This window comes from Candidatus Binataceae bacterium (assembly GCA_035294265.1).
Lineage (GTDB): Bacteria > Desulfobacterota > Binatia > Binatales > Binataceae > DATGLK01.
This window is the reverse complement of sequence record DATGLK010000109.1, coordinates 32,541-43,994: the sequence shown is the minus strand read 5'-3', so window position 1 is coordinate 43,994 and position 11,454 is coordinate 32,541. Positions and strand designations below refer to the sequence as shown.

General features: G+C 60.6%; 9 protein-coding genes and 2 rRNA genes. 3 read left to right on the top strand and 8 right to left on the bottom strand.

Going from position 1 to position 11,454, the window contains the following annotated elements:
• Together VKV28_17420 and rrf are read left to right on the top strand one after the other, a co-directional pair.
• Window positions 1-352: ribosomal RNA gene (locus tag VKV28_17420) — 23S ribosomal RNA — on the top strand; the annotation flags it as partial.
• 106 nt (window positions 353-458) lie between these two features.
• A 5S ribosomal RNA gene (gene rrf / locus VKV28_17415) occupies window positions 459-574 on the top strand.
• Window positions 575-843: 269 nt separating this feature from the next.
• On the opposite strand, the gene VKV28_17410 is transcribed toward rrf, so the two are convergent.
• The 4 genes from VKV28_17410 to VKV28_17395 form a co-directional block, all read right to left on the bottom strand.
• Window positions 844-1,683 carry a hypothetical protein gene (locus tag VKV28_17410; protein HLH78583.1) on the bottom strand — a complete coding sequence of 280 codons (840 nt, stop codon included), beginning with the start codon at window positions 1,681-1,683 and terminating at the stop codon, window positions 844-846.
• A gap of 90 nt (window positions 1,684-1,773) precedes the next feature.
• Window positions 1,774-2,262: an aromatic-ring-hydroxylating dioxygenase subunit beta gene (locus VKV28_17405; protein ID HLH78582.1), complete on the bottom strand. Its 489-nt coding sequence runs from the start codon at window positions 2,260-2,262 to the stop codon at window positions 1,774-1,776.
• Complete coding sequence (locus tag VKV28_17400) at window positions 2,259-3,488, bottom strand: aromatic ring-hydroxylating dioxygenase subunit alpha (protein HLH78581.1); 1,230 nt, start codon at window positions 3,486-3,488, stop codon at window positions 2,259-2,261. Before VKV28_17400 ends, VKV28_17405 begins: the two co-directional genes overlap by 4 nt.
• 48 nt (window positions 3,489-3,536) lie before the next feature.
• Entirely contained in the window at window positions 3,537-4,280 is a 744-nt protein-coding gene (locus VKV28_17395; protein ID HLH78580.1) for a class II aldolase/adducin family protein, read from the bottom strand.
• An 845-nt stretch (window positions 4,281-5,125) separates the two neighbouring features.
• Between VKV28_17395 and VKV28_17390 the strand changes: the two genes are divergently transcribed.
• Complete coding sequence (locus VKV28_17390) at window positions 5,126-5,560, top strand: hypothetical protein (GenBank protein ID HLH78579.1); 435 nt, start codon at window positions 5,126-5,128, stop codon at window positions 5,558-5,560.
• A 121-nt stretch (window positions 5,561-5,681) separates the two neighbouring features.
• Here the strand turns inward: VKV28_17390 and VKV28_17385 are convergent, their stop codons facing one another.
• From VKV28_17385 to VKV28_17370, 4 genes are all read right to left on the bottom strand, one after another.
• Entirely contained in the window at window positions 5,682-6,698 is a 1,017-nt protein-coding gene (locus VKV28_17385; GenBank protein HLH78578.1) for a kelch repeat-containing protein, read from the bottom strand.
• A 230-nt stretch (window positions 6,699-6,928) separates the two neighbouring features.
• Window positions 6,929-8,305, bottom strand: coding sequence for a S8 family serine peptidase (locus tag VKV28_17380; GenBank protein HLH78577.1), 1,377 nt, complete (start codon window positions 8,303-8,305; stop codon window positions 6,929-6,931).
• 481 nt (window positions 8,306-8,786) lie between these two features.
• Complete coding sequence (locus tag VKV28_17375) at window positions 8,787-10,481, bottom strand: ABC transporter permease (GenBank protein ID HLH78576.1); 1,695 nt, start codon at window positions 10,479-10,481, stop codon at window positions 8,787-8,789.
• 8 nt (window positions 10,482-10,489) lie between these two features.
• Window positions 10,490-11,446 carry an ABC transporter ATP-binding protein gene (locus VKV28_17370; protein HLH78575.1) on the bottom strand — a complete coding sequence of 319 codons (957 nt, stop codon included), beginning with the start codon at window positions 11,444-11,446 and terminating at the stop codon, window positions 10,490-10,492.
• Between the last annotated feature and the right edge of the window lie 8 nt (window positions 11,447-11,454).

Genomic DNA, 11,454 nt, shown 5'->3' with positions numbered 1-11,454 from the left:
GGCTGTTCGCCGATTAAAGTGGCACGCGAGCTGGGTTCAGAACGTCGTGAGACAGTTCGGTCCCTATCCGCCGTGGGCGTAGGATACTTGAGGGGTGCTGTCCCTAGTACGAGAGGACCGGGACGGACGCACCGCTGGTGTGCCGGTTGTAGCGCCAGCTGCATAGCCGGGTAGCCATGTGCGGACGGGATAACCGCTGAAAGCATATAAGCGGGAAGCCCTCCCCAAGATGAGGTATCCCGATCGCAAGATCCTAAAGGCCCCTCCTAGACAAGGAGGTTGATAGGCCAGAGGTGGAAGCGCAGTAATGCGTGGAGCTGACTGGTACTAATCGGCCGTGAGGCTTGACCAACACCATTCTCCAAAACGGTCAGGCGTAGCCAAGTCTGCAGCATGCGAGTTGTACCTACTTTCAGTTGTCAAATATTTCGCACCATCTTACGGTGGTGCCCCAAGTTTCCGGTCGCCATGGCGGAGGTGAGACACCCGTTCCCATCCCGAACACGGCAGTTAAGCCCTCCAGCGCCGATGGTACTGTACGGTCGCCGTACGGGAGAGTAGGACGCGGCCGGGAAGTCCCGATGAGGCGCGAGGCCTAAAGTCTCGCGCCTCATTGCTTTTCTGCCCCTCAGGAAACTGCATATTGGGCAGCGGCACCGTCGCTGCGTCCGTCTTTAAGAAGTTCATGTTCCGTAACTCGCTCCAGATGAGCCGCCCCGATGACCCCCTCCCTGACCAGGTAGGGGGTCATCGCTGGGGCAACCATTCTCTCCGGCTGGTATCTGAGTAGCGGAGACGCTTGGCCTGTCGCTCTCGCAGCTTGGCGGCGCTGCCGGCGCGAAGCTATGACGGTTTGACGAATTTCAGCATGAAGCGATCGGTGTGGCCTGGGCCGGAATAGGTGCGGCTGAGCGCGGTGCGCGGGTCCTGTGGATTACGCAAAGCGCTGGAGGCGCTCGCTAGTTTAAAACCGGCCTTTTCCACTTCGTTGATAACAAATTGTTCATCGATGCGATGTAGGGTCGATGCGGCCTGGGCGCCAGTGCCGGCTTTGGCGCTGTGATCGATTACGCCATAGATGCCACCAGGCTTCAGCGCCTTGAAAATCGCGTCATTGAGCGCGTCGCGATTGCGCTTCATCCCTACCAAATCATGATAATTCAGATCGATCACGGCGGCGTCCAGAGATCCGGCGGGTCCCGGGATGAGGTCCGGAGCATCCAGACGTTTGGTTACTGCAACCACATTCTTGAGTTCGGGTTTCTTCAGGCGCTTTTGCCAAGCCGCCGAAATCATATGGAAGCGCGGAGGAAAGGGCGGGTTGATCGAGTAGACCGTTCCGTCCGGACCGACGGTACGCGACAAGACTTCGGTCATCCAGCCGCCGGCGGCAAAAATATCGGCGACTTTCATGCCTGGCCGGATTCCCAAAAAGGCCATCATCTGCGCGGGCTTGCGCGCCCCGTCAAGCTTCTTGTCGGCGGCTGAACGGCTGCGGATGGCGTTGGAGATGTAGGCGGGAATTTGGCCTTGCGGGATGGCCGGTTCCTCGGCAACCTCGGCGGCGGCTGCCGGCGTCATCTGGGCGCGTGACGCGACACCAAAGGCGGCCAGCAGCAGCATCAGCGCCGCGCTTGCCGTCACAACTGTAAAAACTCGTCGGCCGATGGTGAGGCTTTTCATCGTGGCTCCTTTGTGGGCGGCTGGTACACACGGTGGCCGCGCTGGCCCATCGTCGTGCAATCAGGCCCTGGTCGCAAGGGCGAGCATAGGTTAAATGGGTATCGCCAACAGGGTATCGATGCGGCGATTGTCGAAGACCACCAGCTTTTCCTCGAACAGCGGCGCGCCGCGGTTGAGATTGATACGGTCCAGGTAGCGTCCGACACTGAAGATCATGGTGCTGCCGTCCTGCAGCACGCGGACCACCTGGTAGTTGGATTGCGCGGTGACGATTTCGCCATGGCGCGCGCTAATCAGGGTTGCGCCGACCAGATGGCGATAGCGCTGGGCTTCATAAATATTGGCCTGGCGCAGCGCCGCCACGCGATCCGAGAGCATCGCTCGGCTGTCGGCGAAAAACACCCCCACCGGCAGCTTGCGCGTGTAGTTCTCGGCCGAAATTATCTGGTAGCGGCACTGCTCGGTGAAGAATGCGGGCCATTCCTCTAGCCGATCGTCGTCGATACAGGTGACGTAGCGCGCTTGCAGGCGCTCGATTTCAAACTGAAGGACGCTATCGATGGCAACGTCGCCGCTCATAAGCCCATCCGCTCCCGGTACACTTTCCAAAAGCCTCGAATCGGCGATTCGGTGGCGCGAGTGGCCTGGGACAAAATCTCGCGTCCGCCCATTTCCAAGAGCTCGCTATCGTCGCCCGCGCCCGCCAACGCACGCTGGACAAAATTGCCCACCGCACCGTCTTCCATTGAAACGTATCCGCCGGGGCCCACCAAGTTGCTCTGCTTGAGTCGCATCTGGCTGAGTTCGTCGTCATCATCGGCGAAGCCGAAATACGTCCAGAGCAACTCGGTTTGGTTGTGCGCCCGCGGTACCACTTGGCGGGTGCACAGGCAGTTCTGGATCTGCTGCAGGACGAAATTGGGAAAGACCGACAGGATCTGCAGCGTGATGCCGTCGCCGAATTCGTCGCGCGAAGCGATCAGCGAGGGATCGGCCAGGCGGTAGTCCTCGCGCTTGGCGCGCAGCGCAGTGCTGTCGTAATCGGTGCTGGCGCGGTCGCTGGCGGCCTTGGAGTAGCTGACGTGATTGCCGCCGCTGGAATCGATGATGATACCACCCTGGGCGGAAAGCCGATTGAGGCGGAACGTATTGAAGAACAGGTGAAGCAGGCTTGCGTGATAGGGATCCTTGACGTTTTCGATATACAGCTTCCAGTTATTGTTCAATACCTGGCTGTTATATCCCAGCACCCGCGCCGGTCCCCGCATCACGCGGCGGATGCGGCTGGCGATTTCCTCGCCCAGGTAGTCGGCCAAGGGTGGCGGTGCGGAGGCGAAGCTGCCAAAAAGCAAACCGGCGAAATTCTCCACTGTCAGCGGCTTGCGCCGATGCTCCTCCAACTTGAAATCGACCGGCATCCCGCCTTGGCGATTGACGCCGTGACGAAAGGTGACCGAGGCTAGGTTGCCTTTGAGATCGTAAGTCCAGCCGTGATAGACGCAGGCGATGCGGGTGCCGTTACCGCCCGCGCCCATGCAGATCAACGCTCCCCGATGGGCGCAACGGTTCTCGAAGCCGTGCAGCTCGCCGTTGTCGTCGCGAGTCACGAGCACGGGCACGTCGCCCACCCAGCTCGCGCGGTAATCGCAGGGCTGGGGTAATTCAGCCTCCATGCACAGAAAATTCCAGGTCGGGCCCATGAACAGGCGCTCGCGCTCGACCTCGAAGACATCTGGGCGGGTGTAGAGGGCATAGGGCACTCGGGTGATTCGCGGTTCGGGCCAATGTAAATCCAGCGTTGCCATTTGTTTCCTCGATAGACCGAGCAACTCTGCGACGCTCGTGAAGTAAATTTAGGGTCGGGCCAGCTCGGCAAGCAATTGCTCGCAGCCCGCGCGCCGTGCCCAGTACTCCCAGGCGCGCATCACCTCGGAGGAACCAGGTTGGAAGATGGCGCCACGGGCGGCGATCTCGCCGGGATTGAGCGATTTGAAGCCGCCCATGCGCATCGCGGCCTGCTGCACGCGGGCATTGCGCGGCATGAAAATGGAGATCCGCAGGACTTCGAGCAGGTTGCGGCCCGCCGCGGCGAAACCGTGGCCGCGCATCAGGACCGCGCGCTCGGCGCCAAGGGCCTGGGCCAAATCTTGACCCTGCTCGATGTTGGTCACCAGCAAATTGGTATCGGTGCCGAAGCGCTCGGCGATATCCCAGACGGGGATCCGAGCACCCAGCACGCTACCCGAATGGATCACCGGTACCAGCGCTACCGGACTGATGCCAAAGGGCAGAACGTCTTCGGAATGCGCATGGACGACTGCCTGAATGTCAGGGCGCGCGGCGTAGATGCCGCCATGAATGAATCGTTCAAGGTAGGGCGGCCGCTTGTCATCGCCCACCGCTTTGCCATCGAAAGTGAATTCCATGATGTCTTCGCGCTCGACCAGTTCGGGGCTGCGCGAGCAGGCCAGCAGGTAGCGGTCGGAATGAACGGGATGGCGCAGACTGACGTGGCCGTAGGCATCGACCACGTTCTCGTGCGCTAGAATTCGATTGGCGATCGTGAGCTCGGTAATCGCGCGTTGCAGTTGGTCCATATGCTTAAGGCGGGCACTCCTTAGAGATTTGTCGTCAGGACGCTCGCCCAAATCATGCCGCACTTCAGGCCAAATATGCTAGGACAAAAGCGCCCAAAAGCTCCGAACGGTCATGGCCACCTACAGGCGCCTTTGCAAGCGGCCTCAGGCAGATTTTTTAGGGATAACTGGCGGTCACGCTGTGGCGGCATACGCTTTCGAAACCGGCTTGATGCCATTTTCAGCACGAGCTTAACCATGGGATTTGAAACGGCAAATCCCGGTTAAACATCTGCATTGCTCCATCTTCATTTTCTCGACTTTGCAATCCCATCAGCCGGGTGATTGTCCAATCGGTTTCAGCGCAGCCATCAGAATCTTCGGTTTCAGTTCACCGGTTTGTCAGCGGCTGAAATGTTTTGTCGTCTGCCAGGCGTGAGCGGGATGAGCGTGAGGCGGCAGCGCACTGGCAGCCCCGCGCGCGAAATGGAGTGGCCAGGCCGGGGGAATCCGGTCACGCCCTTAGCGTGGGCCCTTTCGGTGGCGGTAAGGCCGGCGCTATCCGAACGAGCATCGCAGGTTTGCGGGGTATAGAGTCTCTCCACCACCGTTGGCCGCTCTCCACATTTGACAATCACTCGGCCTGACGGCGGATAACTAGAGCTGCCATTAAGCTCCCATAATCGGTGTGCAACCGCGGCGTGCAGGAAATTTTGGCGGTGGTGGTCGATGGCTTTCAAGTGCTTTTTCTGAAGCGGGCACCTCGGCTTGGTCCATTTTAAGATTGCGTGTAACAGGCTAGAGACGGATGCTTAAGGGGTACGAGGTAGCTGCTCGGGCCTGATCTGCGGTCGGAGGGGGGCAAGATGAAGCCTGTGCTGGTATCGGGCTTGTTCATTTTAATTCTGTGGTCCGCCACCGCGGCGGCGCCGCCGGTGCAGAGCTCGCCCGCCGGCTACTATTACTGCGTGTTCGATCGGGGTACCGCGGACGGTGGCAACGGCAGCACGCTGCGGATTTGGTTGGGCGAGCACGGGGTGGTGCAGGAGGCCTCGGGTTTTTTGCGTAATCGCGACCACTTCTGTCGTTATCTGACCAGTTCGCCGGGTCAGTACGTCGTGGATGCCGGGAATATTCAGGCGATGGTAGTGCTCAACGGTGCCCGTGGTTTGTTCTGCCCGCAAAGCCTGCGCGAAGCCCAGGTTATGGTCTCCATTCGTCCTGGCTTGGGGCAATCCACGATGGAATCGCCCGCCGGCAACAGTGTGGGGCAATGCTCTTGGCTGCCCGCGAACCATTAGCCTCTCTGGATAAAGTTGGCGCCAGGCTGAAACGGCCATCGGGGTGGTAAAGATGGCCCCTTTCCTTATCTCCGTTTGGGCGGAAAGAGATAAGGAAAGGGGAAGCGGTTGCCCGCGTAGTCTAAGGATAATAGAGATCGGCGCTCGACAGGATCTCGCCAGCGCTGTTAAGCCCTCCCGCAATCAGCGCCCGACCATTGGAAAGCAATGTGGCGACGGCGTAGGCGCGCGCGTCGCTCATCGCCCCTTTGCTGGCGACGAAGCTATTCGTCGCCGGATCGTAAAGGTCAGCCGTTGCCGTCGGGCCGTTGAGGTCGTTGCCTCCGGCAATCAAAATCTTGCCATTGGCCAGAGCCACTGTGGCAGCCCACGCCCGCGCATCGGAGAGCCTGCTACTGCTGGGAGTGAAGCTATCGGCGGTGGGGTTGTAAAGGTCCGCGGTGTTCAGAGAGGTCCCGGTGCAGTCCTCGCCACCGGCTATCAGCACATCGCCGTTGGCCAAGGATGTTGCCGCCGCGCCACAGCGCGAGTTGCTCATCTGCCCGGCGCTGGCGGTGAAGGTATCGGCGGCGGGATCGTACAGGTCGGCGCTGTTTAAGCCGCCGGTCAGAGCCCCAAAGCCGCCGGCAATCAATACTTGGCCGTTGGTCAGCAAGGTGGCGGTTGCATACTGGCGGGCAGTGCTCAAGGCGCTGGTGCTCGCGGTAAAACTATCAGAGGCCGGATCGTACAGATCCGCGCTCGCCAGGTAATTGTTATTGGCATCCACTCCGCCCGCGATCAGAACTTGTCCGTCAGGTAGGAGCGCGGCGCCGGCGCCATAGCGCGAGTCGCTCATATTGGTGCCGGTCAGCCGAAAGACGCCGGTGGTGGGGTCATAGATTTCAGCGCTGTTTAAAACCACGCCGTTGCCTCCGATACCTCCAGCAATCAGCACCGTCCCGTTGGGTAAGGTGACCGAGGCGGCAAGGTAACGTTCCTGTATCAGTGGAGTTTCGGTCGTCGTGAAAAAATTCTTGCTTGTAGTGTAGATATCCGCCTCGGCTAGCGGCGCCAACTCGTTGTCAAAGCCCCCGGCGATTAGGACCTGCGTGGCGGAGAGATCCGCCAACGAGGCCCCGATGCGCGCCTGGGTCATGCTTCCCGCGGTCGCCCGGAAACTATCCGGCGCGGGCGTAGGCGAGGGGCTCGCGGTCGGAGTCGCGGTAGAACTGGACGTCGCCGTTGGAGTGGCCGTCACAATCGGTGTCGGTGTCGTCGCGGAATTTGATGAGCACGCACACAGCGCGCAGCCAATCAGCACCCAGAGTCCCAAAGCCCCGGACTGCGGTAAGGATCTGAAGCGCAGTCGGGGCGATTGACGATGGCCTACCATGATGTAGCACTCCCAAGGCTTGCTTTGGTCTGGGCCTGGGTCGTGCTTGCCGTCGATGCAGACGAGCCAGTCGGAATTCCCAAGGCCGTGGCGACGTTCAACGTGCCGTAGCCGTAAAGATTGTTGGGCTGGAACGATGAGCCGCAAGACAGGCTTAAGTCAGGTGTCGCCGAGCTTTGAAGTAGCTGTATGGTCTCGCCGATGTTGCCGACCAGGTATTGCCTGGCGCTCCATATCAATGCCACTGCTCCACTAACCGCCGGCGCGGCGAAGGAGGTGCCTGAGCCCACCGCGTAAGCGTTGGTCGGTACCGAGGAGGTGATAGTCGTACCCGGGGCGACGATTTCGGGCACGACGAATGGTGCCGATGTGTTAGGGCCCCGCGAACTGAAGGGGGCGATGATGTTCTGCTGGTATGATAACGCGCCAACCGTCAGCACTTGAGGATAGGTGCCGGGATCGAAGACCGAACCGCAGGTTGGACCGAAATTGCCGGGGACAGCTACAGGTAAGATTCCAGCAGCCCGTAAATTGGCGAAGGCGGTCTGAAACCCACAAAAAGGGCATACGAAAGAATTGTTGACAATGTCGGGTGCCTTGGATGGATCGGGATTAGCGCCGGTGAGGTCCCATGGCGCCAACATGAATTGCAGGCAAGTGAGAAGCGTAGAGCGGTTTGCGCCCGGGCCCAAGCCGCGGCAGGCAATCCAACTGGCGCCTGGTGCCACCCCGATCTGATTACCCTGCTCGTCATTGCCAACCATGATTCCGGTCGTTGCCGTTCCGTGCCCGTCTTGGTCAATGGGAACTGGACTCGCCTCGGTGGTTGGATCCCACCAGTTGTAGTTGTGATCCGCGCTGCTGCCGTTCCATCCGCGATACTGGTTAATCAGCGCTGGATGGTTCCACTGCACGCCGGTATCCAAGTCTCCAACCACGATTCCCTTTCCGGTAAAACCGCTGGCCCAGACCGCGGGCGCATTCACCCACGCCACATTCCAAGCAATGCCACTCGGGGGATTCCCAGTCGCCGCAAGCTGCTCTAAGGGATCGGCGGTGATGGGGTCGTCGGTTTCAATGCTCGCGACGTCCGCGCGTGCGGCCAAGGAGTTGACTGCCGGGCTGTCGATCGCCTTGCCTCCATCAGCCGTCACTACGATGGCGTTTTGGATGTACAACCGAGCGGTCGGAGTCAGGCCCATTTGCGAGAGCGCGGTGACGATGCCGGGCTGGGTGCTATCAGCCATCTCGCGCAGCGTTTCGTACACGTAGCGTGTCTTGTCCGCTTTGCTGGTTAGCTGCTGGGCGCCGGATAAATCGGCCTGCTGGCTCATAACTAGGATCATGCGTTGCAATCCGCCACTGGCCATCGCTTTGGCGACCTTCGCGCTGATCTTGGTCGACTGGGCATGAGATGCCGTTGCGAAAGTCGTCTGCAACATAAAGCAAAGCAATGCAATGATAAGCGAGCGAAAACCAACGGCGAATTTCTTTTGCAAGTCAGAGGATTTCATAGGCCTGCGAATTTGGATAGAAGCATCTTGTTTTAGCCAAAACCAGTCAAAATATACTAAATCGCTGAGTTACTTGCAACTAAAGGTATTTATTTTCTTCAACGATATCAGTTTTGTTAACCTTTTTTTAAATAAGCTAAATGTGAATTTGACCGATCGACGATGCGTTCGTCGCAAATCAATTCGGTGGGCTAGCGCGTAGTTTGTGAACTCGGCAAAAAGGACAGGAATGTGTTTCGACGATTGGCGAACCGGATTGCGGGTATTGGCTAAAGCGCGTCAGGAGTTCAAAGACCGAAGTTTTGGCGGTCGAAGATCTGTACGCTTGAGGAGCAATTTAGTCGTAAAAGCGCACGGCGCCGAGCAGGCCAATAATCAAATAGCCAAGTCCCAGCGCGAAGGTAAAAGCCGACGGGACCAGCGCGCTGGGCGCGGGCAGGCCGCGAATCATCAGATCGTTGAAGGCACGCATCGTCCAGGTGGTGGGCATCCACATCGCCACCGCGCGCATCCAGGCCGGCTCGAAGCCCAGCGGCCACCAACAGCCGCCAATGGCCGACATCGCCATCGCGGCCACCGAGCCGATTGGCAGCACGGCGTCGCGGCTGCGCGCCACGCAGGCGATCAGCAGGCCGAAGGCGCCGGCGGCAAAAGCGATGGCGGCCGCGGGCATTAGCAGCATCGCCGGATTGTGGCCCAGGCTGATCCCGAACAGCAGGCGGCCGACCGCGAACAGCACCGCCATCTGAAACGTACCGATTAGCAGGCGGGCCGAGAGCTTTCCCAGCATCAGCCCAGTCACCGGGGCGCCCCCGGCGCGCAGCCGTTGCAGGGTGCCCCACTCGCGCTCGTCGATCAGCCCCACGCCCACTCCCCAAAGCATGTCGATCAGCAGAAAGGTGATGCCGAAGCCGGGCACGTACTGATCGAAGGAATTGACTTGCAGGCCGGAAATCAGCGGTCGAGTGTCCCACCCCACGGTGCCTGGCAAGGTGGCATTCGCAGGGACCAGATCGGACAGAGCGGGCGCTTGTGGGGGAGGCGAGGGCATTTTGACGTGCGGCACGGGTAGCTTGAAACTGTCGTCGACCGAGGGCAGTACCGGAGCGTTGATGGGAACTTTCATTGGGGCTGAAAGAATTGCCAATTGGGCGGCGTTGGGCGCCGCGGGCCAGATTGGCGGTGGTGGAATCTGGCCGGCATGGGATCCCGCCAATTGCTTGAGTCGGTCCAGCCACGATTGAAATTGGGCTTGGCTTCGTTGCAAGGCGCGCAGATACTGGGTCAGCGCGTCGATTGCCCCTTGGCGCGCGCTCAATTCGCTCGCCAGCGTGTTTTTGATCTGGGCCACCGAGCGATCGATCGCGGTTTGGGTTTGGGTGCGCACAGCGCTTAGCTGGAGGCGGATTGCGCCTTGGGCCCGGCGCCGGGCCTGCTTTTGCGCTGCCTTCAACTCGCGCACGTAAGCGTCGGCCCGGATGGAAGTGGCCCGGGCGTCGGCGGTCAGTTGCTCCAACCGGCGGCGCAGGGCCGCGCTCCGAAGGTCGATTTGATGCTGGGCGCGCGCTTGCGCCGCGATCTGAAGATTACGGCCGATTTGGGCCAGTTGAGCTTGGATCGCGGCTGCCTGCAGCCGTTTCAGCGGATCGATATAGAGTTCGATGGCCGGCTTGCCGCCGGCCGCGAAGGTGGCGCTGGTGCCGGCCGGAATCACAAGCGCCAGCGGTGCGCGCTCGTCGTTGATAATCAATTGGCGCGCCTGGGCCAAGCTGGCAACCGGCCTCACCCGAATACCAGGGGAGTGGCTGAGCGCTCCGCGGATCGTACTCGCCACCACCCCGTGATCCTGATCGAGCAGTGCTACCAAGTAGCCGCCGCGGTCGGGGTGGACGCCGTAGAGGTTACCCAGGGAAAAGCCTGCGACCGCGATTATCGCCACCGGCGCCAAGAACATCATGAACAGGGCCGCGTGATCGTGAAGGAGCAGGCGAAATTCATTGACCAGGATGAGCCTGGTGGTGCGCCAGATCATGCGTCGGCTTACCCGGACTCGTGCTCGTCGCGCAGTTGATGGCCGGTTAAGGCCATGAAGGCGTCGGAGAGATTTGGGCTATGGACGGTGAACTCCAGCACCGATCCCACCGCCTGAGCGCGGTTCAATAATTCTTGGACGCGGGGCAGGCTATCGAATTCCAGCACGCTATGATTGCGGCTAGGCGCGGGTGTCAGTTCGCTGACCTCGGGCAGTCCTAGGTACCAGTTGCGGGGCGGCGGGGATTGAAAATACAACTCGATTCGCGGCCGTGCGCCGGCCAGACCCACCAGTTCGGCGGTCGTGCCAGAGGCCACCACGCGCCCATGATCGATCAGGACCACCCGACTGCAGACGCGTTCGACTTCATCCATGTAATGGGTACAGTAGAGCACGGCGGTGCCGTTCTGTCCTAACTCCTTGATAATGCTCAGGATGCGCTCGCGCGATTGCGGGTCCACGCCCACCGTCGGCTCGTCGAGCAACAAAACCTGGGGCCGATGGACCAGGGCGCAGGCCAGATTGAGTCGCCGTTTCATCCCGCCCGAGAGTAGCCCGACCGTGCGCTGGGCATGCTCGGTCAAGCCCACTTCATCCAAGACTTCGGCGCACGTGCGACGCGCCTCACGGGCGGTGGCTCCGCGCAGACGGGCGAACAAGAGCAGGTTTTCACGCGCGGTTAGAGTGGGGTAGAGCGCCAGGCTTTGCGGTACCAGTCCCAGGCGGGCACGAATCGCGGCGCGCTGGGTGGCTAAATCCAAGCCCGCGATAGTGACCTCGCCCTGATCGGGGTTGAGGACGGTGGCCAGAATGGAGAGCGTGGTGGTCTTGCCGGCCCCGTTGGGACCGAGCAATCCGACCAGCTCGCCCGGTCGGACGCTGAAGCTGACCTCATCCAGCACGCGGCGCGAGCCAAAGCTCTTGCCCAGCCCTGTTACTTCGACCATCCCCTCGCCGATCGCCACGGCCAGAA